The sequence below is a fragment of the Brachybacterium muris genome, assembly GCF_016907455.1.
Lineage (GTDB): Bacteria > Actinomycetota > Actinomycetes > Actinomycetales > Dermabacteraceae > Brachybacterium > Brachybacterium muris.
Window position 1 is genome coordinate 1,268,681 of sequence record NZ_JAFBCB010000001.1, and the last position, 26,806, is coordinate 1,295,486.

General features: G+C 70.6%; 24 protein-coding genes, 1 tRNA gene and 1 pseudogene. 16 read left to right on the forward strand and 10 right to left on the reverse strand.

Annotated elements, in window-relative coordinates:
* Positions 1 to 85 precede the first annotated feature (85 nt).
* On the reverse strand, positions 86 to 1,114 hold the full coding sequence (locus JOD52_RS05855) for an acyltransferase family protein (protein WP_239551807.1): 1,029 nt from the start codon (positions 1,112 to 1,114) through the stop codon (positions 86 to 88).
* Complete coding sequence (locus JOD52_RS05860; RefSeq protein ID WP_204409058.1) at positions 1,111 to 1,761, reverse strand: 2'-5' RNA ligase family protein; 651 nt, start codon at positions 1,759 to 1,761, stop codon at positions 1,111 to 1,113. Before JOD52_RS05860 ends, JOD52_RS05855 begins: the two co-directional genes overlap by 4 nt.
* A 131-nt stretch (positions 1,762 to 1,892) precedes the next feature.
* Here JOD52_RS05860 and JOD52_RS16960 point away from each other — a divergent pair.
* Positions 1,893 to 3,004: pseudogene (locus JOD52_RS16960) on the forward strand (AI-2E family transporter).
* Between the two features lie 50 nt (positions 3,005 to 3,054).
* Here the strand turns inward: JOD52_RS16960 and JOD52_RS05875 are convergent.
* Positions 3,055 to 3,348 carry a DUF3253 domain-containing protein gene (locus JOD52_RS05875; RefSeq protein WP_204409061.1) on the reverse strand — a complete coding sequence of 98 codons (294 nt, stop codon included), beginning with the start codon at positions 3,346 to 3,348 and terminating at the stop codon, positions 3,055 to 3,057.
* A 43-nt stretch (positions 3,349 to 3,391) separates the two neighbouring features.
* Positions 3,392 to 3,730 (reverse strand): hypothetical protein, encoded by a 339-nt coding sequence (locus JOD52_RS05880; protein ID WP_204409062.1) that lies wholly within the window; start codon positions 3,728 to 3,730, stop codon positions 3,392 to 3,394.
* Positions 3,731 to 3,771: 41 nt separating this feature from the next.
* Here JOD52_RS05880 and JOD52_RS05885 point away from each other — a divergent pair, with 41 nt between their 5' ends.
* From JOD52_RS05885 to JOD52_RS05895, 3 genes are all read left to right on the forward strand, one after another.
* Positions 3,772 to 4,533 carry an alpha/beta fold hydrolase gene (locus JOD52_RS05885; RefSeq protein WP_204409063.1) on the forward strand — a complete coding sequence of 254 codons (762 nt, stop codon included), beginning with the start codon at positions 3,772 to 3,774 and terminating at the stop codon, positions 4,531 to 4,533.
* On the forward strand, positions 4,530 to 5,075 hold the full coding sequence (locus tag JOD52_RS05890) for a LysR substrate-binding domain-containing protein (RefSeq protein WP_017823851.1): 546 nt from the start codon (positions 4,530 to 4,532) through the stop codon (positions 5,073 to 5,075). Before JOD52_RS05885 ends, JOD52_RS05890 begins: the two co-directional genes overlap by 4 nt.
* Before the next feature lie 83 nt (positions 5,076 to 5,158).
* Positions 5,159 to 5,629 (forward strand): S-ribosylhomocysteine lyase, encoded by a 471-nt coding sequence (locus JOD52_RS05895; RefSeq protein ID WP_204409064.1) that lies wholly within the window; start codon positions 5,159 to 5,161, stop codon positions 5,627 to 5,629.
* A gap of 6 nt (positions 5,630 to 5,635) precedes the next feature.
* On the opposite strand, the gene malQ is transcribed toward JOD52_RS05895, so the two are convergent.
* Positions 5,636 to 7,756, reverse strand: coding sequence for a 4-alpha-glucanotransferase (gene malQ, locus JOD52_RS05900; protein WP_204409065.1), 2,121 nt, complete (start codon positions 7,754 to 7,756; stop codon positions 5,636 to 5,638).
* 36 nt (positions 7,757 to 7,792) lie between these two features.
* A complete protein-coding gene (locus JOD52_RS05905; RefSeq protein WP_204409066.1) occupies positions 7,793 to 9,436 on the reverse strand; it encodes a phospholipid carrier-dependent glycosyltransferase in 1,644 nt (547 codons plus the stop codon).
* 72 nt (positions 9,437 to 9,508) lie between these two features.
* Here JOD52_RS05905 and rsmI point away from each other — a divergent pair, with 72 nt between their 5' ends.
* Positions 9,509 to 10,360 carry a 16S rRNA (cytidine(1402)-2'-O)-methyltransferase gene (gene rsmI, locus JOD52_RS05910; protein WP_204409067.1) on the forward strand — a complete coding sequence of 284 codons (852 nt, stop codon included), beginning with the start codon at positions 9,509 to 9,511 and terminating at the stop codon, positions 10,358 to 10,360.
* 271 nt (positions 10,361 to 10,631) lie between these two features.
* Here rsmI and rpmF read toward each other — a convergent pair whose 3' ends face one another.
* Positions 10,632 to 10,802, reverse strand: coding sequence for a 50S ribosomal protein L32 (gene rpmF, locus JOD52_RS05915; protein WP_017823843.1), 171 nt, complete (start codon positions 10,800 to 10,802; stop codon positions 10,632 to 10,634).
* A 252-nt stretch (positions 10,803 to 11,054) separates the two neighbouring features.
* On the opposite strand from rpmF, the gene JOD52_RS05920 reads away from it, so the two are divergent.
* Genes JOD52_RS05920 through JOD52_RS05930 form a run of 3 tightly spaced genes read left to right on the forward strand, consistent with a single transcriptional unit; the run spans position 11,055 to position 13,896 of the window.
* A complete protein-coding gene (locus tag JOD52_RS05920) occupies positions 11,055 to 11,996 on the forward strand; it encodes a TatD family hydrolase (protein ID WP_204409068.1) in 942 nt (313 codons plus the stop codon).
* Positions 11,981 to 12,964 (forward strand): 16S rRNA (adenine(1518)-N(6)/adenine(1519)-N(6))-dimethyltransferase RsmA, encoded by a 984-nt coding sequence (gene rsmA / locus JOD52_RS05925; RefSeq protein ID WP_204409069.1) that lies wholly within the window; start codon positions 11,981 to 11,983, stop codon positions 12,962 to 12,964. Before JOD52_RS05920 ends, rsmA begins: the two co-directional genes overlap by 16 nt.
* On the forward strand, positions 12,961 to 13,896 hold the full coding sequence (locus tag JOD52_RS05930; RefSeq protein ID WP_204409070.1) for a 4-(cytidine 5'-diphospho)-2-C-methyl-D-erythritol kinase: 936 nt from the start codon (positions 12,961 to 12,963) through the stop codon (positions 13,894 to 13,896). Before rsmA ends, JOD52_RS05930 begins: the two co-directional genes overlap by 4 nt.
* 54 nt (positions 13,897 to 13,950) lie before the next feature.
* Here the strand turns inward: JOD52_RS05930 and JOD52_RS05935 are convergent, their stop codons facing one another.
* From JOD52_RS05935 to JOD52_RS05945, 3 genes are all read right to left on the reverse strand, one after another.
* Complete coding sequence (locus tag JOD52_RS05935) at positions 13,951 to 15,783, reverse strand: ABC-F family ATP-binding cassette domain-containing protein (RefSeq protein ID WP_204409071.1); 1,833 nt, start codon at positions 15,781 to 15,783, stop codon at positions 13,951 to 13,953.
* An 80-nt stretch (positions 15,784 to 15,863) separates the two neighbouring features.
* On the reverse strand, positions 15,864 to 16,400 hold the full coding sequence (locus JOD52_RS05940; RefSeq protein ID WP_204409072.1) for a MarR family winged helix-turn-helix transcriptional regulator: 537 nt from the start codon (positions 16,398 to 16,400) through the stop codon (positions 15,864 to 15,866).
* A 35-nt stretch (positions 16,401 to 16,435) separates the two neighbouring features.
* Complete coding sequence (locus JOD52_RS05945) at positions 16,436 to 17,083, reverse strand: TetR/AcrR family transcriptional regulator (RefSeq protein WP_031307184.1); 648 nt, start codon at positions 17,081 to 17,083, stop codon at positions 16,436 to 16,438.
* 81 nt (positions 17,084 to 17,164) lie between these two features.
* On the opposite strand from JOD52_RS05945, the gene JOD52_RS05950 reads away from it, so the two are divergent.
* The 8 genes from JOD52_RS05950 to JOD52_RS05985 all read left to right on the forward strand — a co-directional run bounded on the left by JOD52_RS05950 (position 17,165) and on the right by JOD52_RS05985 (position 26,793).
* Positions 17,165 to 17,236 (forward strand) — tRNA-Gln (locus tag JOD52_RS05950).
* A gap of 69 nt (positions 17,237 to 17,305) precedes the next feature.
* Complete coding sequence (gene glmU, locus JOD52_RS05955) at positions 17,306 to 18,820, forward strand: bifunctional UDP-N-acetylglucosamine diphosphorylase/glucosamine-1-phosphate N-acetyltransferase GlmU (protein WP_204409073.1); 1,515 nt, start codon at positions 17,306 to 17,308, stop codon at positions 18,818 to 18,820.
* Positions 18,817 to 19,797: a ribose-phosphate diphosphokinase gene (locus JOD52_RS05960; RefSeq protein WP_204409074.1), complete on the forward strand. Its 981-nt coding sequence runs from the start codon at positions 18,817 to 18,819 to the stop codon at positions 19,795 to 19,797. The genes glmU and JOD52_RS05960 overlap by 4 nt, the downstream gene beginning before the upstream one ends.
* 318 nt (positions 19,798 to 20,115) lie before the next feature.
* Complete coding sequence (locus JOD52_RS05965) at positions 20,116 to 20,619, forward strand: DoxX family protein (protein WP_204409075.1); 504 nt, start codon at positions 20,116 to 20,118, stop codon at positions 20,617 to 20,619.
* A 329-nt stretch (positions 20,620 to 20,948) separates the two neighbouring features.
* Complete coding sequence (locus JOD52_RS05970; RefSeq protein WP_204409076.1) at positions 20,949 to 21,596, forward strand: 50S ribosomal protein L25/general stress protein Ctc; 648 nt, start codon at positions 20,949 to 20,951, stop codon at positions 21,594 to 21,596.
* Positions 21,597 to 21,770: 174 nt separating this feature from the next.
* Positions 21,771 to 22,385 (forward strand): aminoacyl-tRNA hydrolase, encoded by a 615-nt coding sequence (pth, locus tag JOD52_RS05975; RefSeq protein ID WP_204409077.1) that lies wholly within the window; start codon positions 21,771 to 21,773, stop codon positions 22,383 to 22,385.
* Entirely contained in the window at positions 22,382 to 25,960 is a 3,579-nt protein-coding gene (mfd, locus tag JOD52_RS05980) for a transcription-repair coupling factor (protein ID WP_204409078.1), read from the forward strand. The genes pth and mfd overlap by 4 nt, the downstream gene beginning before the upstream one ends.
* On the forward strand, positions 25,957 to 26,793 hold the full coding sequence (locus JOD52_RS05985; RefSeq protein ID WP_017823830.1) for a MazG nucleotide pyrophosphohydrolase domain-containing protein: 837 nt from the start codon (positions 25,957 to 25,959) through the stop codon (positions 26,791 to 26,793). The genes mfd and JOD52_RS05985 overlap by 4 nt, the downstream gene beginning before the upstream one ends.
* Positions 26,794 to 26,806: the final 13 nt, after the last annotated feature.

A 26,806-nucleotide genomic window follows, 5' to 3' on the forward strand; every position in this document is an offset into this window, starting at 1 on the left:
CGTAGACAGAGCGGCCCCAACGACACCACTGGTGGTCCCGAACGACGCCACCGCTACGGCAGCGACGTGGCACCCGAACCCTCGATCAGCGGACCCCAGCGAGGCGAATATTCAGTGACTTCGCATCCAGGGCGAGCAGGAGGTGTGCGAGGCCCACCATGGCGGTGAGGTGCCACAGGAACCAGGTCATGATGCGTCGGTTCACCATCACGGTCACCAGCCAGATCCGGGGACGGCGCAGCAGCGCGGTGAGCGGCCTCTCCGCGAGCAGCACCAGTCCGGCCTGCATCATGCCCAGGAACGCCATGGTGACCCGGGTGGGGTTGGAGTTGCTGATCGCGTCACTGCCGGCGGTGATCATCGAGACCGGATAGGGCCCAGGACCCACCAGCAGCAGCAGGCCCACCGCGCCCACGGCTGCCAGGGCCAACCGTCGGCCGGCCCCGGCGAGCTTTCCGTCCAGCCAGGCGTAGCCGAACTGGTGGAAGCTGGCCCACACCAGCACGTAGTTGGGGTAGCCCAGCAGCGGCTGCTGGGTTGCGATGCTGAGCGCATCCACCAGTCCGGCAATCACGATGCCGCCGATGATCGAGTACCAGCCGAACCTCTCCCACAGCACCAGGCACGGCGGGGCGATCACGATCACCAGCAGGTAGGAGGCCAGGAACCAGGTGGGGATCAGCGCCATCTGGGAGGCCAGCCGCATCGTGTCCGCCGGTGCACCGGCAGCGAGCGCCACGACGCAGATCACCAGCCAGGTCAGCAGCAGCGGCAGCAGGGGGATGCCCAGGCGCCGCAGGCGGGTGCGCAGCCAGGATGCGTACCCCTCACCGCGACGACGCGCGGAGCGCCAGGACAGGGCATTGGAGTAGCCGCCCACCAGGAAGAAGATCGGCATCACCTGGAACACCCAGGTCAGCGGATGGGTCCAGCGGGCCGCATCGAGCACGCCGTGGGGCTGCAGCCCGCCGTCGGGATGCACCGCCATGATCGTCCAGTGCCCCAGCACCACCACGGTGATCGCGGCCGCCCGCAGGAAGTCCACCACCCGGTTGCGGGTGGCTGGGGTAGCGGCGTCGACCTGCTCGGCGCGGCTGAGGGCCCGGGTGCTCATCGCCGGCCGACGCCTTCCTGCCTCAGTACGTCCCAGCGGTACTCGTGCTCATCGCGGCCCAGGCGCATCAGGGTCAGGGTGGGCGCGGCCTCGATGGCTGCAGGGGAGGCATCGGCCAGGGGTACGAGGGCGTGAGCGATCGGTCCGGGATCGTCATCGGCGTTCACGTAGGACAGGGACAGGTGCGGCCAGAAGCGGCCCCAGTCCTGCTCCCCGATCACCTCGTCCACGGCGGCGCGTTGGATCCGGGCGAGCTCCTCGAGCCACGGGGCGGGCTCGGCGATGAGCATCACCGACTCGTGGGCCACGAGAACCGAGGTGAAGCGGATGGTCGGTGCCGGGCCCTGGGCCGCCAGCCGCTCCCAGTGGTCGAACACGCGCTTCCCCACGTCGGCGAGCTGCTGCTGGGTGACCTCGTCCTCGAAGCCGATGCCGGTCATGGTCAGGTGCAGTCCCCGGTCCGGCACGACGTCCAAGGACGCGAATCCTCCGAGGACCTCCCGTGCCCGGCTCGCGAACTCCCGCACGGCGGGGGCCTGTTCCATCGTGAGATGGAAGGTGTGCATACGCCGGCCCTCGCGCCAGCCCGGCCGCCACCACCAGTGGTCCCGGATGCGGTCGAGGTCCTCGGCAACTCTCAGCTCCATCTGCACATCATCGCGCATACGATCACCCCATGACTGCAGCCTCGGACCCAGCGCCCCAGCCCCGGCCCGGGTTCCCACGCGCCGTGCTGATCCTGCTGGCGCTCGCCGCGGGGGTGGTGGTGCTGCTGGGGATGCAGGCGTTCGCCGGGCTGATCGTGCCGGTGTTCCTGGCACTGAACCTGATCATCGCGGTGCACCCGGTGGGGCGCGCGCTCACCCGGCGCGGCCTACCGCCGATCGTCGGATCCTTGGTGACGATGCTGATCGTGCTGCTGGCCCTGGTGGGGTTCTTCGTGGCGATCGCCTGGGCGGTGGCGCAGCTGATCCAGCAGCTGCCCCGCTACGCCGATCAGTTCAACTCCATGGTGGGAGAGGTGCTCACGCGCCTTGCGGAGCTGGGCATCGGCCAGGAGCAGATCGACACCTGGCTGGCCGACTTCAACTTCGCGAGCCTGTTCGGCCTGCTGAACAGCGCCGTCAGCTCGGTCGGTGCGATCGGCGCACTGCTGGCCGCCACTTTCGCGACCATCATCTTCTTCGGACTCGACGCAGCCGGCCTGCCGCAGCGCCTGGCCCTGGTGCGGAGCGAGCACGCCCCCACTCACCGGGCCCTGCTGGACTTCGCGCTCAGCGTGCGCACCTACTGGATCGTGACCACCGTGTTCGGCGCCGTGGTGGCGGTGATCGACGGCCTGGCCCTGTGGGCCCTCGGGGTGCCACTGCCTGCGGTGTGGGCGGTGCTGCTGTTCCTGTGCAACTACATCCCCAACATCGGCTTCATCTTCGCGATGATCCCACCCACCTGATGGCGCTGCTCGCCCAGGGGCCGTGGACCGCCGTGCTGGTGGTGGTCATCTGCACCACGGTGGCCATGCTGCTGCAGGGCCTGGTCCAACCCCGCGTCACCGGCCGCGCCGTGGGGGTCAGTGCGAGCGTGTCGTTCCTGTCGGTGCTGTTCTGGTCCTGGGTGCTGGGAGCTGCCGGTGCGCTGCTCTCGGTGCCGATGACCCTGCTCGTCAAGGAGCTGCTGGTCGACGCGGACCCGCGGGCACGCTGGGCCAATGCGTTCCTCGCCGACACGGTGGACGCGGCGGTGGAACCACCGGCGAACCGGGTCGGGACCGGGCCCTCGCCCACGGAGTCAGCGGCCGGCGTCGAAGCTCACCCGGGCGCGGTCGAGGCAGTTGCCGCGCCGTCGGGCGGAGATCCCGATGCGGACGAGCCGGGGCGGCCGGCGGAGTGATCCCCACCCGCCGTCTCCAGCACCTCTCAGGAGCAGGTGCGCGGGATCGCTCAGGAGGCGGGATCGGGGTCCGGTCGCTCGGGAGACCCGGCCCAGGCGGATCCCCGTCGCAGTCGTACTGGCCCCCGCGCAGTGGCGATGTCGACGACGGTGCCACCCTGGGTGACCTCGATGGTGCCGGCTGTCGCCAGCGACGCGGCCACCTCACGCACCGGATCCATCAGCTCTCGCCAATGCTCGGATTCGAGCTCTCGGGCGACCTCCGACGGGCAGATGCTGGAGTGAGCGTCGCGTGCTCCCAGAATATCGATGGTGGTGCGCTCGATGTCTTCGCGGCTGGTCATACCGTGAGGTTACGACGATCACGCGCTCACGGGGAAGTGCTGATCAGCCGGGCGGGATCGGTCGGAAGCGACCGCCCATCCCGCGGGTGAGCAGCACGGCGAACAGCGGAGCAATGGTCGCCGTCGTCCCCTCGAGGTGATCGATCACCACCCGCAGCGCCTGACGGGCCGTCGCGTCCTCGTCGGCCCACGTGCTCGAGTCCACTGCGAACCGCAGCACCACGCGGCCGATGCGCTTCCCACCGACCAGCGGCGCCTCCACATCCCGCTTCTCCACCACGTGCAGGGTCCCCAGTGCCAGCTCCGCCTGCTCCATCACCTCGGCAGGGGTGATGCCGGGGCGCATGTCCCCGATCGGCAGGTGCATGCGGTAGCTGGGCATCCATCCAGCGTAACGACCCGGGTACGGAGCATGATGGGGTCATGAGCTCCGAGGCAGTGGTGCTGGTGCACGGCACACGCACCTCCCACAGCCAGTGGGACCGTCAGATGCCGGCCCTGCGTGCCGCCGGGTACACCGTGGTGGCGCCGGATCTTCCGGGACACGGGACGCGGCGCGGGGAGCCCTTCACCCTCGATGCAGCCATCACCGCCATCACGGACGCGATCGCGCTCGGCGCCACCTTGACCGGCTCCGATGACGGGGCTGCGGAATGCCGGGTGCACCTGGTCGGATCCTCCGTGGGCGGGATGCTCGCGATCCATGCCGCCGCTGCGCGACCTGCGGCGCTCGCCTCCCTCACCGTGTGCGGCGGGACCGTGCAGCCCACCCCTCGGACCGCACGCCTCTACGGACGGCTCCTCGAACTGGTGGACAGCCTCCCCGGTGGGGCCGACGGCAGCTCCCGACTGTTCGAGCTTCTGCTGGGCCCCGACGGCACCCGGGCCTACCTGCGGGGAGGACGAGCGCCCGCCGAGGTGGCGATGCCGTCATTCGATGCGGTCGCCTCACTGGACCTGCGTGCAGACCTGGCCCGTATCGAGGTGGCAGTGACGTTCCTGCACGGCCGCTTCGACCAGATGAGGGTGCACGAGAGGAGCTTCGTCGCCTCCACACGCAAGGGGCGGCTGGTCGTTCTGCCCTACGGCACCCACATGGTGAACCTCAACATGCCCGAGCGCTTCAACGCCGACCTGCTGCGGGTGCTGGCCCGGGCCTCCGCACCACCTACCCTGGGATCATGACCACTTCCACCCTGCGGGTCGGCTTCGTCCCCGGCGTCGAACCCGACCGGTTCCTGCGCCGCTGGAAGGCACTGCGCAACGGCACCTGGCTGGAGTTGATCCCCGTGGCGCAGTCCCGACAGATCGACGCACTGACCGCGGGCGAGGTGGACATGTGCTTCGCACGCGATACCGACCCCGGCAACGCGTTCCATGCCGTCAGCCTGTGGGAGGAGCGCCCGGTCGTGGCGATGAGCACCGACCACGTGCTCTCCGTACTCGACGAGATCACCGAGGCGGACCTCGCCGAGGAGACCGAGATCCCCTCCCAGGGACCCGACGACGCCGCGGACCGGGTGGCCGTGGCCGCCACCGGGGTGGGGTACACCCGGGTGCCGATGTCACTGGCCCGCCTGCACCACCGCAAGGACGCCACCCATCGGCCCCTGCTGGATGCCGACCCCACGCGCATCATCCTGCTGTGGCCGCGCGACGCCGACGACGAGCTGCGCCAGCAGTTCGTCGGCGTGGTCCGCGGCCGCACGGTGCGATCCTCCCGCTGACCAGATCGCTCCCTGCCGGCCGCAGTACACCGCACCAGATGGACCACACGACCTTTCAACCCCGAACCGAAGGAGAACACCCCATGACCGAGCAGCCCCGCATGAACGTGGAGAGCTTCAATCTGGACCACCGCACCGTGGCCGCCCCCTACCTGCGCATCGCCGACCGCAAGGAGCTTCCCGGCGGGGACGTGCTGACCAAGTTCGACGTGCGCTTCACCCAGCCCAACACCGAACACCTGGACTCCGAGGCCGTACACTCCCTGGAGCACCTGATGGCCGAGCACATGCGCAACCACTCCGACCAGGTGATCGACGTGTCCCCGATGGGCTGCCGCACCGGCTTCTACGTGCTGCTGATCGGCGACCACACCGCCGAGGACTTCGCCCCCGTGCTGGAGGCCACCCTGAAGCACCTGCTCGCCGCGACCGAGGTGCCTGCCGCCAACGAGGTGCAGTGCGGCTGGGGCGCGCACCACACCATGGAGGGCGCGAAGACGGCAGCCCGCGCCTTCCTCGAGGCCCGCGACCAGTGGGGCCAGGTCACTGCCTGAGCCTGATCAGCTCCCGGCCAGGGCCTCGCGCACGGCGGTCAGCAGGCGTGCGGTGCGCGGATCGGTGGCCAGATCGTCGATGGTGACGGGCTGCTCCTGGTCATCGGCCAGCGGGATCCGCCAGTTCGGGTATTCCTCGTCGGTGCCCGGCTGGTTCTGGATCCGACGCTCGCCCACGCAGTCCACCAGGGACACCACCAGCAGCAGCGAGGGCGTGCGCGCCAGGTGGCGGTGCAGGGCGATCACGGTGTCCTCGATGTCCGCACCCGCGGCCAGCAGGCCCTCGGCACGCAGCACATCCAGCACCTCCTCGCGGCCGGCGGCATCGGTGGCCTGCTCCTCGGCGAGGTCCCGCTCCAGCAGGCCCAGCTGGTGGCGCAGCGTCACGTGGTCACCGGCCAGGTACCCGGCCGTGGGCGGCAGGTCATGGGTGTTGACCGAGGCCATGCACAGCTCCCGGTAGTGCTCCGGAGGCAGGGGCTTGCCATCGTGGTCGTACTCGAACCACAGGATCGAGGTGCCCAGGATCCCGCGGTCACTGAGGTAGTCGCGCACCCACGGCTCGAAGGTGCCCAGGTCCTCCCCCACCACCAGGGTGTTCGAGCGGTGGGCCTCCAGCGCCAGGATGCCCACCATGGCGTCGTGGTCGTAGAACACGTAGGCGCCGTCGGCGGCGATGTTGCCCTCGGGGATCCACCACAGGCGGAACAGGCCCAGCACATGGTCGATGCGCAGCGCACCGGCGTGCCGCATCAGCGAGCGCAGCATGTCCCGCCAGGGGCGGTAGGCGACGTCGCGCAGGCCCTCGGGGTGCCACGGCGGCTGGTCCCAGTTCTGGCCCTGCTGGTTGTACTGGTCAGCCGGTGCACCCACTCCCACGCCCGTGGCCAGGGCGTGCCGCAACCGCCACGAGTCGGCGCCCACCTGCTCCACACCCACGGCAAGATCGTGCATCACCCCGATCCGCATACCGGCATCGAGGGCCGCGGCCTGCGCGGCCGACTGCTGCTCGTCCAGCAGCCACTGCACCCAGGCGTGGAACTCGATCCGGTCGGCCAGCTCGATGCGGGCCTGCTCCACCGTGCGGTCATCCAGGTCCTTCAGCACCGCGTCCTGTGTGCCGCGCAGCTTCTCGGCGATGGCCGACCAGGTGGCGAAGTCCTCGAGCCCCTGTCCCTCCCGCAGGCGGTAGGCGTCGAACAGGGCCTGGCGGCCGGCGGTGCGAGGAACCGCGTACAGCTCCTCCAGCGCCTTCATCTTGGCGGTGAACACCTCATCGCGCTCGAGGCGGTCGGTGCGCTCGTTCCACGGCGCGACCTCGCTCCTGAGCAGGGCGATGCGCTGGCGGGCGAAGGGCGGCAGGTCCCGCATCTCCGGGACGTCCTCGATGCGCAGATACAGCGGGCTCATGAAGCGGCGCGTCACCGGCAGGTAGGGGGAGGGCTCCACCGGGGCGGTGGGGTAGGAGGCGTGCAGCGGGTTCACCAGCAGGAAGTCCGCACCGTGGCGGGCTCCGCTGATCGCGGCGAGGTCCCGCATGTCACCGAGGTCGCCGATGCCCCAGGAGCGGTCCGAGCGCACCGAGTACAGCTGGGCCTGCAGGCCGTAGGCGCGGCGCGATCCGAGCTGCTCGTGCACCCGCAGGCGGGCCGGGGTGACCACCACGTCGGCCTCCTCGATCCCGGCGGAGGTCTCGGCGACCACGCGGTGCCAGCCCAGCGGCAGGCCGGAAGGAAGGTGGAAGCGGGCGCGGCCGCGCAGGGTGCCGTCCAGGTCGAACGGCGGGGTGAAGTCGTCGATCTGGTGCAGGTCCCAGCGGGCCCCGCTCTCCAGGCGCAGGTGCACCGACACGCCGGTGCCGTGGTCCACGTGCACGGGGATGCTGGACTCGTGGTCCTCCCGCAGCACGGTCACCGGCGGCAGGGTGCGGCGCCACGGGGCGCGCTCCCGCTCGGCCCGCACCGCGGCGAGGTCCTCATCGGTCTCGACCCGGTGGCCGAGGGCGGCGACCACCTTGCGCAGGGTGTCGTCGGCGACGTTCTTCTGGGTGCCGTCGAACCCCCAGTAGTCGGTGCCGATGCCGAGGTCACGGGCAAGTTCGCGCAGGGCGGTGGTGTCCAGAGCCATGCCGACAATCGTAACGCCCCCGGGAGGAACCTCTGCTCAGGTCCAGCCGGGCAGCCACATGCGCCACTGCCATTGCTCGGTGTCGATCACCTGTCCGGTCCAGATCGGCCAGAAGAATGCCGAGACCAGCACGATGAGGGTGAGCAGACTGCCTGCGAACAGGCCCCCGGCCAGGCGTCTGTCGGGATCTGCGTCACGCTTGCCGATCACCAGGCCCAGCACGTACGCCAGGCACAGCACCAGCCACGGTTCGAACACCACGGCGTAGAAGGTGAAGATGGTGCGGTCGGCGTACAGCATCCACGGCAGGTACCCGGCGGCGATGCCCGCCAGGGCCGCCCAGGCGCGGCCGTCGCGGAACCGGATCGCTAGCATCACCGTGATCAGCAGCGCGAGCGTGCCCAGCCACCAGATCAGCGGGTTCCCCACCGACAGGATGTGGGAGGAGCAGTTCGCCACCTCGCAGCCCTGCTCGCCGTACTCGTAGCCGCGGTAGTAGAAGTTGGTGGGCCGCAGCATCAGCGTCCACCCCCAGGGATCGGCCATGTAGGGGTGCTCGGAGTCCAGTCCGATGTGGAAGTCGTAGGCCTGCCGGTGGTAGTGCCACAGTGACGCCAACGCGTCCAGCGGACCGAAACCGGTGCCGTGGCCCTCCTCGCTCGCCCAGTGGCGGTAGTAGCCCTTGTCCCCGGCGAACCAGCCGGCCCAGGAGGCCACGTACACCACCACGGCGGTGCCCACCATCGCGAAGAACGCAGGGATCGCATCGCGCACCAGACCCACCCACGCCCAGCTGCGCTGGCCGGCGGTGCGGCGGGCCCACCAGTCCCACAGCACCGTCATGATGCCGAACACCGCCAGAAAGTAGATCCCGGACCACTTCACCGAGCAGGCCAGCCCCAGCATCACCCCGGCCACCAGTCGCCACGGCCGCAGCCCCGCCCGATACGTGGTGCCCGGGTGAGGGATTGCTCGGGAACCGGTGGCGCTGCCCGTGGGCTGCGGGGTGACCGCGGCCAGGTGCAGGCGTGCCGTGTGCAGGGCCAGGCCCTCCCGGAAGTGGTCGCGGTCGATCAGCAGCGCGCCGAAGGCGGCCAGTGCGAAGAACATCAGCACCAGGTCCAGCAGGCTGGTGCGGGAGTGCACCAGGTGCATCCCGTCCACGGCCAGCAGCAGGCCGGCGATCAGCCCCACCGTGGTGGAGCGGAACAGGCGGCGGCCGATACGGGCCGTCATCAGCACGCTGAGCGAGCCCAGCACGGCCACCGAGATCCGCCAGCCCCAGGGGTTGTCGGCCCCGAGCAGCATCATCCCGGCGCCGATCACCCACTTGCCGGCGCTGGGATGGACCACGTAGGCGCCGCGGTCCTCGTAGGTGTCCACCTCGCCGCGCTCGAAGACCGCGTCGTGCTCGTCGGGCCAGGCCATCTCCACGCCCTCCTGGGTGAGGGCATAGCCGTCCTTGACGTAGTAGGTCTCGTCGAAGATCAGCTCCGTGATCGACCCCAGGCCCCACAGCCGCAGCACCAGCGCCAGTGCGAACACCGCCAGGGCGCCGGCCCACGCCGGCCTCGAGAAGGGGAGGTCCATCACCTTCAGCCGGGAGCGGTGGGAGTCGAGAACGGCCTCGTCCTCGACCTCGGCGACGGAACGTGGCCGCGCCCGCTCCTGGGTGTGCACCCGGTCATGCTAGGTCATCCAGCGGCGCCGCCCAGGATGTCTCCGCATGGCCCCACCGACAGCGTGGCTACGATGGCGGCCATGCTCGCCCCCGGTGTCCTCACCCTTGCCGCCACTCCCATCGGGAACCCGCTGGACGCCTCCGTGCGCCTGGTGCGGGCCCTGGAGCAGGCCGATCTGATCGCCGCGGAGGACACCCGGCGCCTGGCGCGCCTCGCGGCGGACCTCGAGGTGACGATCACCGCCACTGTGCTCTCCTACCACGAGCACAATGAGGCCGAGCGCACCCCCCGACTGCTGGAGGCCCTCGAGGCAGGGCAGCGCGTGCTGATCGTCACCGATGCGGGGATGCCGGTGGTCTCCGATCCCGGGTTCCGGGCCGTGCGCGCCGCGACCGACGCCGGCTACGGGACCACGGTGATCCCCGGCCCGTCCGCTGTGCTGACTGCACTGGCGGCTTCCGGGATCGCACCGGGCCGTTTCAGCTTCGAGGGGTTCCCGCCGCGGCGCGACGGCAAGCGCGCCTCCGTCTTCGAGCCCCTGGCCGACGAGGCCCGCACGCTGATCTTCTTCGAGTCGCCCCGCCGCACCGCCGCCACCCTGACCGCCATGCGGGAGGCGTTCGGGAAGGACCGGCAGGCAGCCGTGGCGCGTGAGCTCACCAAGACCCACGAGGAGGTGCTGCGCGGCACGTTGGCGGAGCTGGCCGACTGGGCGGCGAACACCGAGGTGCTGGGGGAGATCGTGATCGTGGTGGCCGGTGCGCAGCCACGCTCTGCCAGCGCCGAGGACCTGCTGGATGAGGTGCTGGAGCGCGCTGCGTCAGGGGAGCGGCTGAAGGACGCTGCGAAGGCCGTGGCCCGCGGCAGCCAGGGTGTCACGGCTCGAGAGCTGTACGACCTCGCGCTCGCTGCGCGGCGCTGAGCTCGGGACCCCTCGACCCTGCTCCAGGACACCCCCACTTTTGGGCGCCCAGCGTGAGCTGACCACCTCCCGAGGGCCATATCGGCGGTTCTGCGCCCAAACTTCGGGGTGGGTTGAGGGTAGGTGGGGCTGAGGGCTGGTGGGGGGGGTGAGGGCAGGGGAGTGTCCGGGCCCGGGCAGACGCACAAGAGCCCCGGCCGAGGCCGGGGCTCTTGTGGTGAGGTCAGTGGCGGGGATCAGTCCCGCGCCCTGTGATCGGTCGTCGACCAGATCAGTCGTCGATCTGCAGGAGACCGCGCTGGTAGGCCTTGGCCAGACGACGCGGCACCGCAGTGGTGCGACCGCGGACGGTGACCTGCTGCAGGTCGGCGTTGGACGCCTTCCAGTTCGCACGGCGGGACCGGGTGCGAGCCCGGGACATCTTGAACTTGGGCACTGCCATGGGACGCTCCTTGACGGTCCGGAGGATGGTCTGCTGTCGGTGTCCCCCGCGAGAACGGCCCGCCGCAGCGATCAGCCGAGCAGGCGCGCAGAGGGACACGCAACAGCCGATCATTCTGCCACAGGAGTGGGCATTCCCGCACCGGGGAGGCAGGTGACCTCCGCCACCGCGTACGGGTGATCGACGATGTGAGCCTACCCGAGGACACAGGAACGGGTATCTGAGGCGCCACCGGAACCTACGATGGGGCCCATGCCCGATGCCTCTCCGACACCCGTGCGCCGACGCGAGGAACTCGATCCTCGCCCCAGCTCGCGCGACCGTTCTTGGCCGCCCGCCCCCGGACCACTGCCGCTGCCGGTGATCGACAACCATTGCCACCTCGACTTCGCCGACGGCGACGAGGAGCTCACCGTCACCGGTCACGTGGAGCGCGCCGCCCAGGTGGGGATCGACGGGGTGATCACCATCGGCTCCGACATGGAGGCCGCCCGCTGGACCGCCCGTCTGATGGCTGACCCCGCTCGACCCGCCGCGCTGCGCGGCGGTGTCGCCGTGCACCCCAACGAGGCGGCCCTGCATGCCCGCAGTCACGGCCACGACGGTGAGCCCATGATCCCGCTGGACGAGGCGATCGCCGAGATCTCCCAGCTGATCCGCACCGACGGCATGGTCACCGTGGGGGAGACGGGCCTGGACTGGTTCCGCACCTCCCGCAAGGACGAGCAGGCCCGCGACGCCCAGTTCGAGGCGTTCCGCGCCCACATCGCGCTGGCCAAGGAGACCGGGCTGCCGATGCAGATCCACGACCGCGAGGCCCACCGCGACGTGCTCGAGGTGCTCGATGCCGATGGCGCCCCCGATCGCACCGTGCTGCACTGCTTCTCCGGGGACGCCGAGTTCGCCCGCGCGTGCGTGGACCGCGGCTTCTACCTCTCCTTCGCCGGGAACGTCACCTTCAAGAACGCCGAGAACCTGCGCGGTGCCCTGGCCGAGGTGGGCATCGACCGCGTGATGGTGGAGACCGACGCCCCGTTCCTCACCCCGGTGCCGTACCGGGGCCGCCCCAACTCCTCGTACCTGGTCCCGCTGACGATGGCGCAGATCGCCGAATCTGCCGGGGTGGACCTGGATGAGGCCTGCCGGCGGGTGGGGGAGACCACGCGTGAGGTGTACGGATGGCCCGTAGCATGAAGGGCATCGACCCTGCCGCCGACGGTCTGCTGCTGACCCCGCGCGACGTGCGCGAGCTGGCCTCCTTCGCGGGCATCCATCCCTCCAAGCAGCGCGGGCAGAACTTCGTGGTGGATCCCAACACGGTGCGCACCATCGTCGAGCGCGCCGGGATCCAGCCGGGCGAGGCCGTGCTCGAGGTGGGACCGGGCCTGGGGTCGCTGACCCTGGGCCTGCTGGAGGCGGGGGCGGACGTGGCCGCGATCGAGATCGACCGGGGGCTGGCCGAGCTGCTGCCGGCCACCCTGGCGGTTCGCGGCGTGGCCGAGGACCGCTGGACGCTGGTGCACGCCGACGCCCTCCAGGTCACCGAACTCCCTGTCCTGCCCGGTGAGGGACAGGCGGGCCGCCTGCCCACGCGTCTGGTGGCGAACCTGCCCTACAACGTGGCCACCCCCATCCTGCTCACCCACCTGCAGCGCTTCGACTCCCTGCGCTCCGCCCTGGTGATGGTGCAGTCCGAGGTGGTGGACCGCCTGGCCGCGGGCCCTGGTTCCCGCACCTACGGCGCACCCAGTGTGAAGACCTCCTGGTACGGGACCGCCCAGAAGGCCGGCACCATCTCCCGCCAGGTGTTCTGGCCGGTCCCGAACGTCGACTCCGCCCTGGTGGAGGTGACGCGTCATGCCGAGCCGATCGGCACGGAGGCGGAGCGCGAGCAGACCTTCGCCGTGATCGACGCCGCCTTCGCCCAGAGGCGCAAGACCCTCCGCGCGGCGCTGGCCACCTGGGCCGGCAGCGCCCCCCAAGCAGGCCGGATCCTCGAGGCCGCCGGCATCGACCCCGGCAGGCGAGGGGAGACCCTCGAGGTCGCCGAGTTCCTGTCCATCGCCCGCGCCCGCCCCACGGTCGACGGCTCGGCTGCCGACGACTCGGGTGCCGCCGACACGGCTGCCGACCGGACGAGCTTTACGGGGGAGGATCGATGACCCCCGCCCCGCACCGGGTGGTGGCCACCGCGCCCGGCAAGATCAACCTGTCCCTGCGCGTTGGCGGTGCCGACCATCGCGGCTACCATGCGCTGGCCACGGTGTTCCAGGCAGTGGACCTGCTGGAGACCGTCGAGGCCCGACTGCCCGAGCAGCCGGGCTCCCTGGCCCTCACGATCGACTCCCGTGTGCGCGGACACGTCCCGGTGGACTCCACCAACCTCGCCCTGCGCGCCGCCGAGCTGCTGCGCAGCGAGACCGGTACCCAGCACGGCGCGCACCTGCACATCACCAAGCAGGTGCCGATCGCCGGTGGCATGGGAGGCGGCTCGGCCGACGCCGCCGCCGCGCTGGTGGCCCTGAACCACCTGTGGCAGACGGGTCTGTCCCCCCAGGAGCTCATGCTGCTGGGATCACGGCTCGGCGCCGACGTGCCCTTCGCAGTGCTCGGGGGAACGGCGCTGGGCACCGGCAACGGCGACCAGCTCACCCCGGCCCCCGCGCCAGCGACGCTCACCTGGCTGCTGTGCGCCCCCGGTGGTCACCTCTCCACCCCCGAGGTGTTCCGGGTGTTCGACGAGCTGGCGGCCAGCTCCTCGGCGCCGCCACCGGTCACTCCGCAGCCCGACCACGAGCAGCTGAGAGCCCTCGCCGCCGGCGATGTGGAAGCGATAGCCGGCACCCTGGCCAACGAGCTCCACCATGCGGCGGTGCACCAGCGCCCGGACCTGCAGGACCTGCTGGACGCACTGCGGGAACGGGGAGCGCTGGCGGCGATCGTCTCCGGTTCCGGCCCCACTCTCGCCGCGCTGGTTCACGATGACGAGCACGGGCATCAGGTGAGCGAGCGCCTCCGTGCGGACCTCGGCGACCTGGACTGCGTGGTCGCACCCAGCACCCCGCACGGCGCGAGGATCATCGAGGCCGCCTGAGAGACCCGGTTCTCCAGCTGCTCGGCCGTCCAGCTCGCTCAGCTGTACAGCAGCTCAGCCGTCCAGTTCCATGGACAGCTCCAGCCAGCGCTCCTCTAGCTCGTCGGCCTCCGCCTCAGCGGCCCTGACCTTCTCCATGCGCCGCGACAACTCCTGGTAGTCCGCAGGATCCACCTCGGCCATGGCATGACGCGCCTTGTCGGCGTCCTTGCGCAGCTTCTGGACCTTCCGCTCCAGCGCACCCATCTCCTTCTCGGCGCTGCGTCGCTCGGCTCCACTGAGGCCGGATGCTCCACCGGCCCCGCCCGCATCGTCGGTGCCACTGCCGGAACCCGATGCTGTGGATCGCGCACCGGAACCGGCCGCGCCCACAGAGGACTGCTCCGCCTCGGCCCGCACCTGCAGGTACTGCTCCACGCCACCGGGCAGGTGGCGCACATGGCCGTCGAGGACCGCGTACTGGGAGTCGGTGACACGCTCGAGCAGGTACCGGTCATGGGAGACCACGATCAGCGGACCCGACCAGGTGTCCAGCAGGTCCTCCATTGCCGCCAGCATGTCGGTGTCCATGTCGTTGGTGGGCTCGTCCAGCACCAGCACATTGGGCTCCTCCAGCAGGGTCAGCAGCAGGTCCAGGCGTCGCTGCTGACCGCCGGAGAGCTCGTTGACCTGCACCTTCTGGTGGGCGGCAGTGAAACCCAGGCGCTCCAGCAGCTGCCCGGGGCTCACCTCGTCCTTCCCGGCCCGGTAGCTGGTGCGGTACCGGCCCACCACGTCGCTGATCCGCTGGTCGCCCAGCTCCTCCAGGCCCGCCATGCGCTGGGACACCTGGCGCACGGTGACCGTCTTGCCGCGCTTGACGTGCCCCGCCATCGGTGCCAGGTCGCCGGTGATCAGGGCCAGCAGGGTGGACTTGCCGGCACCGTTGGGGCCCAGTACACCGATGCGGTCGGCGGGACCGATGTGCAGGGTCACGTCCTGGATCACCGGGGTGCCGTCGTACCCGGCGTCCACGTCCAGCAGGTCCAGCACGTCCCGGCCCAGGCGGGTGGTGGCCAGGCGGGTCAGCTCCACGGTGTCGCGCACGGGGGGCTCCCCGGCGATCAGCTCGTTGGCGGCGTCGATCCGGAACTTCGGCTTGGAGGTGCGGGCCGGGGCGCCGCGGCGCAGCCACGCCAGTTCCTTGCGCATCAGGTTCTGCCGCTTGGACTCGATCGCGGCGGCCTGCCGGTCCCGCTCCACCCGTTGCAGCACGTAGGCGGCGTATCCGCCCTCGAAGGGGTCCACCACCCCGTCGTGCACCTCCCACATGCGGGTGCACACCTCGTCCAGGAACCAGCGGTCGTGGGTGATGACCACCAGGCCCCCGGAGCCGCGGCTCCACCGGGATCGCAGGTGCTGCGCCAGCCAGGCGATGCCCTCGACGTCCAGGTGGTTGGTGGGCTCGTCCAGCAGCAGCACGTCCCAGTCGCCCACCAGCAGCTCGGCCAGGTGCACGCGGCGCAGCTGACCACCGGAGAGGGAGTCCAGCTGGTCCTCCAGGTCGATCCCGCCCAGCAGTCCGCCCATCACGTCGCGGATCCGCGGGTCCGAGGCCCATTCATGATCGGGGCGGTCTCCCACCACCCGCTCGCGCACGGTGGCGCCGGCGGTGGCCTCGTCGCGCTGGTCCAGCACGCCCACCCGCACCCCGCCGCGCACGGTGACGCGGCCGGAGTGGGGCTCGGTCTGGCGGGCCAGCAGGCGCAGCAGGGTGGACTTGCCGTCACCGTTGCGGCCCACCACACCGATCCGGTCTCCCTCGTCGATGCCGAGGGTGATGGAGTCCAGCAGCACTCGGTCCGGCAGTGCGACATGGAGGGCTTGGGCGCCGAGCAGGTGGGCCATGCAGGAGGTTCCTTCGTTCAGAGCGGGTGGTGGTTCTGGGGTGCACGTCCGTTCCCGTGGGGCACGGGAGCCGGGACCGGTCAGGCGTCGTCGGAGCTCACGGGTTCGAAGCCCAGCGCGAGGGTGCGCAGCATCGAGGCGAGCGCTTCACGGTCGGCCTCGGCCAGAGGCTCGAGCAGGGCCTCCTCTGCCTCGAGCAGCCTCTCCATGGCGGCGTCCACCCGGGTGATGCCCTCGGCCAGCAGCCGCACCTCGACCGCGCGACCGTCGTGCGGGCTGCGGCTGCGGCTGACCAGCCCGCGGGCGGTCAGCTTGTCCAGCCGGGTGGTCATGGTGCCGCTGGTGACCAGGGTCTGCTGTGCGAGGGCGCCGGGGGAGAGAGCATCCTCCCCGCTGCGGCGAAGTGCGGAGAGCATGTCGAACTCCCAACCCTCCAGCCCCGCACCGGAGAAGGCCTCGCGGCGTGCACTCTCCAGGTGCCGGGACAGACGGGAGATGCGGGAGAACACCGCCAGGGGCGCGGTGTCGAGGTCGGTGCGTGCCCGGTGCCAGCCCGCGATGATGCGATCCACCTCGTCGCGACCGGGACCGGAGGTGGGACGGGGCGGGGGAGTCATGGTGCGAGTCTAGAGGCGCGGGCAGATCCGCATCCTCACCCGATGGGGCGACCGCTCAGCTCCGGCTTCTTCTCCAGCGCGCCCAGGCCGTGCCACGAGAGGTTCACCATCCGCGCGGCCACCACTTCCTTGGCGGGGCTGCGGGTCTCCAGCCACCACTGCCCGGTGTAGGCGACCATCCCCACCAGCATCTGGGCGTACAGCGGGGCGTCGCGCGTGGGGTAGGAGCGCAGGCGGAACTGGGCCACCAGGATGTGCTCGGTGCGCCTCGCCACATCGGTGAGCAGGGCGGAGAAGGTGCCGCCGGCCTGGGTCACGGGGGAGTCGCGCACCAGGATCCGGAAGCCGTCCTCGTGCTCGTCGATGTAGGAGAGGAACGCCATCGCCGCCTGCTCCATCAGCAGCCGGGGGTGGGTGCGCTGGTCCTGCAGCGAGGCCTCGAGCGCCGCGAGCAGGGTGGAGACCTCGCGGTCCACCACCACCGCGTACAGCCCCTCCTTGCCGCCGAAGTGCTCGTACACGATCGGCTTGGACACCTTGGCGCGGGCGGCGATCTCCTCGACGCTGGTGGCGTCGTAGCCCTTCTCGGCGAACAGTCGGCGCCCCACGGCGACCAGCTGTTCGCGCCTCTCGCGGCCGGTCATCCGGGCAGCGCGCACCCGGGGCGCATCCTTCTGGGACATGCGGGGAGTCTCCCACGGATAGGATCAAGGGCGCGTCCGGGCCGATGACGGAACCTCCCGCCACGGCCGCGTGGGCGCGGATCCGCCATGGTGTAATCGGCAACACCTCAGATTTTGGTTCTGAAGTTTCAGGTTCGAGTCCTGATGGCGGAACGACCAGCGTCGGTGCTCACCGGCAGCGCGCTGGCCTGACATCCGCTGTCGAACCGAGGAGCCGCCGACGTGGAAACGCCCGCATCCGCAGCAGTCGCACCCGCCGCCGTCATCGTCCTGGCCGCCGGTGCCGGGACCCGCATGAAGTCCCGCACCCCCAAGGTGCTGCACCCGATCGGGGGCCGGTCCCTGCTGGGCCACGCCATCACCGCCGCCGAGGGCACCGGCCCCGCGGACCTCGTGGTGGTGGTGCGGCACGAGCGCGAGAAGCTGATCCAGCACCTGACCGAGCACGCCTCCGAGGTGACCGTCGCCGACCAGGACGAGATCCCCGGCACCGGCCGTGCCGTGCAGTGCGGCCTGGAGAAGGTGAGCGCCACCTCCGGCACCGTGCTGGTCACGTACGGGGACGTGCCGCTGCTGGAGGCGGAGACCCTGCGCGAACTGGTGGTCGTCCACGAGCAGGCCGGCGCCGCGGCCACCGTGCTCAGCGCCCGCGTCGCGGACCCCACCGGCTACGGCCGCATCCTGCGCAGCCAGGACGGCAGCGAGGTCCTCGGCATCGTCGAGGAGAAGGACGCCACCGAGGACCAGCGCGCGATCGACGAGATCAACTCCGGCATCTACGCCTTCGACCTGGAGGTGCTGCGCGATGCCCTGGGGCGGATCGGCACCGACAACGCCCAGGGCGAGATGTACCTGACCGACGTGCTGGGCATCGCCCGTTCCGACGGCCGCACCGTGCGCGCCCTGGTCACCGATGACGCCATGATGGTCGAGGGCGCCAATGACCGGGTGCAGCTGGCCCAGTTGGGTGCCGAGATGAACCGACGCATCCTGGAGCGGCACATGCGCGCCGGCGTCACGATCGTGGATCCCGCCACCACCTGGATCGATGCCGATGTCTCGATCGGCACCGACGCCACGATCCTGCCCGGCGTGCAGCTGCACGGGGCCACCGACATCGGCGAGGACGCCGTGATCGGCCCGGACTGCACCCTGCGCGACACCGAAGTGGGGGCCCGTGCCGAGGTGGTGCGCACCCACTCCGTGCTGGCCGTGATCGGCGAGGAGGCCACCGTGGGGCCCTTCACCTACCTGCGCCCGGGCACCTCGCTGGGGCGCGGCGGCAAGATCGGCGGTTTCGTCGAGACCAAGAACGCCCAGATCGGTGACGGTGCCAAGGTGCCGCACCTGAGCTACGTGGGCGATGCCGAGATCGGGGAGGGCACCAACATCGGCGCCGCCACGATCTTCGCCAACTACGACGGGCAGAACAAGCACCGCACCACCATCGGCAAGCATGTGCGCGTGGGCTCGGACAGCGTGCTGGTGGCCCCGGTGACCATCGGCGACGGCGCTGCCACCGGTGCCGGCACCGTGGTGCGCAAGGACGTCCCGCCCGGCGCGCTGGCGGTGAACGCAGTGGGGCAGCGGAACGTGGAAGGATGGACCCTGAGGCGGCGCGCCGGGACGGCGGCCGAGGATGCGGCACGTGCCGCGCTCGAGGGCCGGCCCGAGAACGGAGCGACGCCCACTGCGGGACCGGACGCCGACGACAACAAGGAGCATCAGCAGCGATGAGCGGAATCGTCACCACGGGGGAGAAGCGACTGGTGCTCGCCAGCGGTCGCGCCCACCCGGAGCTTGCCCAGCAGGTCTCCGAGGAGCTCGGGGTCGAGGTGCTCCCGATGGATGCCTGGGACTTCGCCAACGGCGAGATCTACGTGCGCTACGGCGAGTCCGTGCGCGGCACCGACGCCTTCGTGCTGCAGTCCCACCCCGCGCCCATCAACACCTGGCTGATGGAGCACCTGATCATGATCGATGCGCTGAAGCGGGCCTCCGCCAAGCGCATCACCGCGATCGCGCCGAGCTTCCCCTACGCCCGGCAGGACAAGAAGCACCGTGGCCGTGAGCCCATCTCGGCGCGCCTGGTGGCGGACCTGTACGAGACCGCCGGCATCGACCGCATGATCTCGGTGGACCTGCACGCCCCGCAGGTCCAGGGCTACTTCAAGCAGCCCGTGGACCATCTGATGGCCCTGCCCATCCTCGCCGACTACGTCTCCGGCAAGTACGGCCAGGAGGACGTGGTGGTGGTCTCCCCGGATGCCGGCCGCATCCGCGTGGCGGAGCAGTGGGCCAAGAAGCTGGGCGGCGTGGGCCTGGCGTTCATCCACAAGTCCCGCGACATCAACCGGCCCAACCAGGCCGTGGCCAAGCGCGTGATCGGTGAGGTGGCCGGCAAGACCTGCATCCTGGTGGACGACATGGTCGACACCGGCGGCACCATCGTGCAGGCGGCGGATGCCCTGATGAACAACGGTGCCGACTCGGTGGTCATCGCCACCACCCACGGCATCCTCTCCGAGCCCGCCACCCAGCGCCTGCAGGACAGCTCGGTGCGCGAGGTGGTGTGCACCAACACCCTGCCGATCCCGGAGGAGAAGCAGTTCGACCGCCTCACCCAGCTGTCGATCGCCCCGCTGATCGCCCGCGCGATCCGTGCGGTGTTCGACGACGGCTCCGTCACCAGCCTGTTCGACGGCGAGGTCTGAGACCCGTCCGCCTGGCGGGTCCTCACTGCGTTCCTCCAGCGCCCGGTGCGCATCGCGGTTCCCCGACGGGGCCGAGGTGCGCGCTGGGCGTTCTTGCTGCGGGCCCGGACAGCTGGCGACAGCGAATGTGCGGACAGTGGGTGTGCTGTCTGCTCGTGCCTGAGCGAATCGGGGTGCAATGGATCACATTCGAGAAAAGACTCGGGGACGGACGTTTGTCCCTCCCTGACAAAATCTCGGATGGAAGACTTCACGGTGTCAGGAAGAGATCCTTCCCGACTCCCCGTTTAACTCCCCACAGCAAGGACGAAGACGACGATGTCTACCTCCACCGTCGCCGCCGACCGCACCGACACCACCCCTGCCGGCTCCCGCAATCCGCTGGTCCGGTTCCTCACCCTGGACTTCATGAACAAGCCCGAGCTGGTCGACGCCGGTCTGCTGGTCCTTCGCCTGTTCATGCTCCTGCTCTTCTTCCACGGGTACGCCAAGGCCACCGGCTACTCGGGCTTCGTGGGCATGATGTCGGAGGCGCCCGTGGGCAGCATCGCCCCCGCCCTGTTCGGCTTCATGGTCGTTGCCGGTCAGCTGCTGCTGGGCTTCGGTCTCGCTGTCGGCCTGATGACCCGCATCTGCGCCTTCCTGATGGCGCTCATGTTCCTGTTCATCATCGTCCTGTTCAACATCCCCGGTGGCTGGATCGGCGAGCACGGCGGCATCGCCTTCGAGTCGTCCCTGTACTACTTCGTGCCCGGCATCGTCCTGTTCCTGACCGGCCCCGGCCGCTACTCCCTGGACCACATCCTGTCGCGCAAGAAGTGATCCACTGATCACCTGATCACCTGATCACCTGATCACCTGATCACCTGAGCACCGACGGCAGCGCGCCGTCACCACCGGAAGCGGTGGAGCCACCCGGCTCCACCGCTCCCGTCGTCCCGGTGGGCCGCCGTCCCCGGTGAGCAAGATCGCAGGGCCGCATCCGACGCCTGCCTGTCACGCGGGACCCGGACGGGATATGGTGTGCGGGTACTTCGGCGAGGGAGCGGGCACCTGCCCGCTCCGTGATCGACGCGGTGCGGATGCTCGGGTCTGTGGCCCTGCGCCCTCGCGCCTCTCGCTGCTGAGAACCACCACCACAAGGAGTATCCATGGCTGAGAAGCTGAACGTCGAACTGCGCGAGGAGTTCGGCAAGGGCGCCGCGCGCCGCATCCGCCGCGAGAACAAGATCCCCGCCGTCCTGTACGGTCACGGCGAGGAAGTCCGTCACGTGGTCCTGCCCGGCCACGAGACCGCCCTGATCGCCCGTAACACCAACGCGCTGCTCGAGCTGTCCCTGGCCGACGGCCGCAGCGAGCTGGCCCTGATCAAGGACATCCAGCGCCACCCGCTCAAGCGCAACATCACCCACCTGGACCTGATCATCGTGCGCAAGGGCGAGAAGGTCGAGGTGGACATCCCTGTGGTGCTCGTGGGTGAGCCCACCGCCCCGGCCATCGCCGTGGTCGATGCCCAGACCCTGACCCTCTCCGCGGACGCCCTGCACGTGCCCGAGCAGATCGAGGTCGACGTCGAGGAGAAGGAGGAGGGCTTCCAGCTCTTCGCCGGCGACATTACCCTGCCCGAGGGCTCCGAGCTGGTCACCGATGCCGAGCTGCTCGTCGTCGCCGTGACCATCCCGCGCGTCGAGGAGGAGGACACCGAGGACGAGGACGCTGAGGGCACCGAGGGTGCCGAGGGCGAGCAGTCCGAGGACTCCGAGGGCGAGAACTCCGAGGAGTCCTCCGATCAGGAGTGACCCGTACCGGGTCCACGCTCGGTTCCTCACACACCCGGCCGGGGCGTCGCGCGCGAGCGCGGCGCCCCGGTACCGTTGCCGGGGCACTCCTGCCACGACGGGGCACCTCTGTGTCCACCTCCGCCAGAGCACCCCGCCCCGCACCACCTCCCGCCTGCCGCCAAGGAGCTGTGCATGAACTCGGCCGACCGCCTCACCGGCACCCACCTCGTGGTGGGCCTGGGCAACCCGGGAGCGAAGTACGCCGCCACCCGGCACAACGTGGGCCAGATGGTGCTGGACCACATCGCCGAGACCGCCGGGGGCAATTTCGGTGCGGCCCGCCGTGCGCAGGCCGTGGTGCTCGAAGGGCGCCTGGGAATCCCCGGAGCCGATGAGCGCGTGGTGCTGGCCAAGACCACCACCTACATGAACGTCTCCGGCGGCCCCGTCGCGGCACTGGCCGCCTACTACGACGTGCCGCCCGAGCGGGTCGTGGTGGTGCACGACGAGGTGGACATCCCCTTCGACACCATCCGCCTCAAGCGCGGCGGCGGCGAGGGCGGTCACAACGGTCTGCGCGACATCACCAAGGCCCTGGGCACCAAGGACTACCTGCGGGTGCGGGTGGGGGTGGGCCGCCCACCCGGCAACCGCGACACCGCGGACCACGTGCTCGCACCGTTCACCAGCACCGAGCGGAAGAGCCTGGAGATGATGATCGTCGACGCGGCCGATGCCGTGGAGGCCGTGGTCCTCGAAGGCCTCACCGCCGCCCAGCAGCGATTCCACTCCCGGGAGACCCGATGACCAGCACCGAAGCATCCACGACGCGCGCCGCCGCGCCGCTCGCGCCGCTGCTCGAGCGGCTTGCCTCCGGCCCCGACCTCACCGCCATCCGCTCCCTGGTCCAGGAGGGCTCCGCCAGCGGGGAGGGCGGCAGCATCGTCGCCGCAACGGGCCTGTTCCCCTTCGCGGTGGCGGAGCTGGCCCGCCACGCGGATGCCGAGCACCCGCTGGTGGTCATCACCCCCACCACCCGCTCAGCGGAGGACATCCGGGCGGCGATGAGTGCCCTGGTGGGCACCGAGCATCTGGCCGAGCTGCCCGCCTGGGAGACTCTCCCGCACGAGAAGCTCTCCCCGCGGGCCGACACCGTGGCCCGACGCCTGGCGACCCTGCGCCGCATCGCGCACCCTGAGGCCGAGCAGCCCGTGCACGTGCTGCTGATGCCGGTGCGCACCCTGCTGCAGCCCATCGCGAAGGGCCTGGGCGACCTGGTGCCGGTGCGGGCGAAGGTGGGGGAGGAGTTCCCCCTGGACGATCTGGTGCGTGCGCTGGTCGACGCCGCCTACGTACGCGTGGACATGGTGGAGAAGCGCGGCGAGTTCGCCGTGCGCGGCGGCATCCTGGACGTGTTCCCGCCCACCGAGCCGCACCCCGTGCGGGTGGACCTCTTCGGCGACGAGATCGACGAGGTGCGCTACTTCTCGGTGGCCGATCAGCGCTCCCTGGACACCGTGCCCCACGGCCTGGACGCCCCACCCTGCCGGGAGATCCTGCTGACCCCCGAGGTGCGCGAGCGGGCCCGTGCCATGGCCGAGCAGCTGCCCGGGGCCCGCGAGATCCTCCAGCGCATCGCCGCCGGCATCGCCGCCGAGGGCATGGAGTCCCTCAGCCCGGTGCTGGTCGAGGAGATGGAGCAGGTGGCCGATGCGCTGCCCGCCGGCGCCCGCTTCCTGGTGCTGGAACCGGAGAAGGTGCGCAGCCGCGCCAACGAACTGGTCTCCACCACCGAGGAGTTCCTGGCTGCGGCATGGTCCAGCGCCGCCGCGGGCGGCGGCCTGCCGATCGACGTGGGCGATGCCAGCTTCGTGACGCTGAACGAGGCCGTCGAGCACGCCACCGAGGGCGGGCGCCCCTGGTTCACCCTAGCCGCCTTCGGCCTGGACACCGACGTGGATGTCACCACTGCCTCCACCACCCATCCCGGCTACTCCGGCAAGCCCGGGGACGCCGCCAAGGACCTCGAGGCCCGCCGCAAGGACGGCTGGTCGGTGATCGCCACCATGATGGGCCCCGGCGGTGCCCGCCACGCCACGGAGAACCTGCGCGCCGAAGGCATGCCCGCCGTGTTCGCCGACCACCTGAACGGCCCCGTCGCCCCCGGCGAGGCCGTGGTCACCGTGGGCCCCTTCCCCCAAGGGCTCGTGGACGAGCAGGCGCGGATTATCCTCGCCTCCGAGCGGGACCTCACCGGCAAGTCCGGTGCCCGTCGCGGCGAGGAGCGCAAGATGCCCTCGCGGCGCCGCAACGTGGTGGACCCCCTGCAGCTGCGCCCCGGTGACCACGTGGTCCACGCCCACCACGGCGTGGGCCGCTTCGTGGAGATGACCAGCCGCACCGTGGGCACCGGCGCCAAGCGCACCACCCGCGAGTACCTGGTGATCGAGTACGCCGCCTCCAAGAAGGGTCAGCCCGGGGACCGGCTGTACGTTCCCAGCGACCAGCTGGACCAGGTCACCAAGTACGTCGGCGGTGAGGAGCCGTCGATCAACCGCATGGGCGGTGCGGACTGGGCCAAGACCAAGTCCCGTGCCCGCAAGGCGATCCGCGAGATCGCCGACGAGCTGGTGCGCCTGTACTCCGCCCGGCAGTCCGCCCCCGGTCACGCCTTCGCTCCCGACACCCCCTGGCAGCGTGAGCTGGAGGACGCCTTCGAGTTCGTGGAGACCCCCGACCAGCTCGTCACCATCGACGATGTCAAGGCCGACATGGAGAAGCCGGTCCCGATGGACCGCCTGATCCTGGGCGACGTGGGCTACGGGAAGACCGAGATCGCCGTGCGCGCCGCCTTCAAGGCCGTCCAGGACGGCAAGCAGGTGGCGGTGCTGGCTCCCACCACGCTGCTGGCGCAGCAGCATCTGGACACCTTCACCGAGCGCTACACCGGCTTCCCGGTGACCGTGCGGGGCCTGTCCCGCTTCCAGTCCCCGGCCGATTCGCAGGCCACCATCGAGGGCATCGCCGACGGCACCGTGGACGTCGTGATCGGCACCCACCGCCTGCTCACCGGCCAGGTGCGGTTCAAGGACCTGGGGCTGCTGATCGTGGACGAGGAGCAGCGCTTCGGCGTGGAGCACAAGGAGACCCTCAAGGCCCTGCGCACCAACGTGGACGTGCTGGCCATGAGCGCCACCCCCATCCCGCGCACCCTGGAGATGGCCGTCACCGGGATCCGAGAGATGTCGATCCTGGCCACCCCGCCGGAGGAGCGCCACCCCGTCCTGACCTACGTGGGCGTGCAGGACGACAAGCAGGTCACCGCCGCCATCCGCCGCGAGCTGCTGCGCGATGGCCAGGTGTTCTACATCCACAACCGGGTCGAGGACATCGACAAGGTGGCCCAGCACCTGCGCGAACTGGTGCCGGACGCCCGGGTCCAGGTGGCCCACGGCAAGATGAACGAGCACCAGCTGGAGAGCGTGATCATCGACTTCTGGGAGAAGGAGTTCGACGTGCTGGTGTGCACCACCATCGTCGAGACCGGCCTGGACATCGCCAACGCCAACACCCTGATCGTGGAGAACGCCGACAAGTTCGGGCTCAGTCAGCTGCACCAGCTGCGCGGTCGCGTGGGCCGCTCCTCCGAACGGGCCTACTCCTACTTCCTCTACGACGGCTCCAAGCCGCTGACTGAGCTGGCCCACGACCGTTTGACCACCCTGGCCACCAACACCGACCTCGGTGCCGGTATGCAGGTGGCGATGAAGGACCTGGAGATCCGTGGCGCCGGCAACCTGCTGGGCGGCGAGCAGTCCGGTCACATCGCCGGGGTGGGCTTCGACCTGTACGTGCGGATGGTGGGGGAGGCCGTGGCGGCCTTCCGAGGCGAGGGCGGCACCCCCGAGAAGGAGATCCGGGTGGAGCTCCCGCTGGACGCCCACATCCCGCACGACTACATCGGCTCCGAGCGGCTGCGCCTGGAGGCCTACTCCAAGCTGTCGGCCGTGCGGGAGGTGGCGGAGATCGAGCAGGTCCGTGCCGAGCTCACCGACCGCTACGGCGAACCGCCGGCCCCGGTGCAGGTGCTGCTGGACGTGGCCCGCTTCCGGATCGACGCCCGCGCCGCCGGTGTGGAGGAGGTCCAGGCCCAGGGCAAGATGATCCGCTTCGCGCACCTGGAGGTCCCCGACTCCGCCGCGATGCGGATGAAGCGCCTGTACCCCGGCACCCTGCTGAAGCCGGCCACCCGCCAGGTGCTGGTGCCCAGGCCCACCACGGCCCGCTTCGGCGGCACGGAGCTGCGCGACCACGAGCTGCTGGACTGGGCGCGTGAGGTGCTGGGCACGCTGGTGCCCTCCTCGGTAGCCTCGGCGTCGTGACCGCAGACCAGCCCGCCCCGTCCGCCCTGCCCGATCCCGCGCCGCGCGGCAGTGCCCTGCTGCGCGCCGTCGAGGTGATGGAGGCCCTGCGGGCACCGGATGGCGACGCCTGGACCCATCGGCAGACCCACGCCTCCCTGGCGCGATACCTGCTGGAGGAGTCCCACGAGGTGCTCGAGGTGATCGACGCGCCCCAGGAGCACGGCCCCACCGCCCTGGTGGACGAGCTGGGCGACCTGCTGTTCCAGATCCTGTTCCACGCCCGGATCGGACAGGAGCAGGAGCCGGCCTGGGACGTGGACGACGTGGCCCGCTCGTTCGTCGCCAAGATGGAGCGGCGCAACCCCCACATCTTCGGCGAGGACCGCGAGGGGGCACTGCGGGACCGCGACGACGTCGAGGAGATCATCGCCCAGTGGCATGCCGTCAAGGCTGCCGAGCGCGAAGCCGCCGGCACGGTGGACAAGGGCTGGTTCGACGGCATCCCGGCGGGCCTGCCCTCGCTGCAGGCCGCGGCCAAGGCCGTGCACCGTGCGCGCTCTGCCGGGCGCCTGGACGAACTGCTGGAATCGGCCGACGATGCCTCGACGGCGATGACCGCGGAGGACGCGGCCGCGTCCGAGGGTGCCCCTGATCCCGCTCCCGGTGGGATCACCGGTGCGGACAGGGGAGCGGACGTGGGCCGCGCCCTGCTGGACCTGGTGGTGGCCGCGGAATCGCGTGACGTGGACCCCGAGAGCGCCCTGCGTGCCCTGCTGGCCCGCATGCGCACCACGCCGGGCGCCACCCCGCAGGAATCCGAACCCTCGGACGTCCCGGGGGACTGCACCTAGACTGGTGGGTGGA

Bases quoted from the DNA above. Each gene is read 5' to 3' on its own strand.
- JOD52_RS05935 (WP_204409071.1), bottom strand. From the start codon at position 15,783: ATGGCCCACCTGCTCGGCGCCCAAGCCCTCCATGTCGCACTGCCGGAC.
- malQ (WP_204409065.1), bottom strand. From the start codon at position 7,756: ATGGCTCTGGACACCACCGCCCTGCGCGAACTTGCCCGTGACCTCGGC.
- JOD52_RS05890 (WP_017823851.1), top strand. From the start codon at position 4,530: ATGACCACTTCCACCCTGCGGGTCGGCTTCGTCCCCGGCGTCGAACCC.
- JOD52_RS05895 (WP_204409064.1), top strand. From the start codon at position 5,159: ATGACCGAGCAGCCCCGCATGAACGTGGAGAGCTTCAATCTGGACCAC.
- JOD52_RS05940 (WP_204409072.1), bottom strand. From the start codon at position 16,400: ATGACTCCCCCGCCCCGTCCCACCTCCGGTCCCGGTCGCGACGAGGTG.
- mfd (WP_204409078.1), top strand. From the start codon at position 22,382: ATGACCAGCACCGAAGCATCCACGACGCGCGCCGCCGCGCCGCTCGCG.
- JOD52_RS05930 (WP_204409070.1), top strand. From the start codon at position 12,961: ATGACCCCCGCCCCGCACCGGGTGGTGGCCACCGCGCCCGGCAAGATC.
- JOD52_RS05860 (WP_204409058.1), bottom strand. From the start codon at position 1,761: ATGGAGCTGAGAGTTGCCGAGGACCTCGACCGCATCCGGGACCACTGG.
- rpmF (WP_017823843.1), bottom strand. From the start codon at position 10,802: ATGGCAGTGCCCAAGTTCAAGATGTCCCGGGCTCGCACCCGGTCCCGC.
- JOD52_RS05965 (WP_204409075.1), top strand. From the start codon at position 20,116: ATGTCTACCTCCACCGTCGCCGCCGACCGCACCGACACCACCCCTGCC.
- rsmA (WP_204409069.1), top strand. From the start codon at position 11,981: ATGGCCCGTAGCATGAAGGGCATCGACCCTGCCGCCGACGGTCTGCTG.
- pth (WP_204409077.1), top strand. From the start codon at position 21,771: ATGAACTCGGCCGACCGCCTCACCGGCACCCACCTCGTGGTGGGCCTG.
- JOD52_RS05880 (WP_204409062.1), bottom strand. From the start codon at position 3,730: ATGCCCAGCTACCGCATGCACCTGCCGATCGGGGACATGCGCCCCGGC.
- JOD52_RS05945 (WP_031307184.1), bottom strand. From the start codon at position 17,083: ATGTCCCAGAAGGATGCGCCCCGGGTGCGCGCTGCCCGGATGACCGGC.
- JOD52_RS05875 (WP_204409061.1), bottom strand. From the start codon at position 3,348: ATGACCAGCCGCGAAGACATCGAGCGCACCACCATCGATATTCTGGGA.
- JOD52_RS05920 (WP_204409068.1), top strand. From the start codon at position 11,055: ATGCCCGATGCCTCTCCGACACCCGTGCGCCGACGCGAGGAACTCGAT.
- JOD52_RS05885 (WP_204409063.1), top strand. From the start codon at position 3,772: ATGAGCTCCGAGGCAGTGGTGCTGGTGCACGGCACACGCACCTCCCAC.
- rsmI (WP_204409067.1), top strand. From the start codon at position 9,509: ATGGCGGCCATGCTCGCCCCCGGTGTCCTCACCCTTGCCGCCACTCCC.
- JOD52_RS05970 (WP_204409076.1), top strand. From the start codon at position 20,949: ATGGCTGAGAAGCTGAACGTCGAACTGCGCGAGGAGTTCGGCAAGGGC.
- JOD52_RS05960 (WP_204409074.1), top strand. From the start codon at position 18,817: ATGAGCGGAATCGTCACCACGGGGGAGAAGCGACTGGTGCTCGCCAGC.
- JOD52_RS05855 (WP_239551807.1), bottom strand. From the start codon at position 1,114: ATGAGCACCCGGGCCCTCAGCCGCGCCGAGCAGGTCGACGCCGCTACC.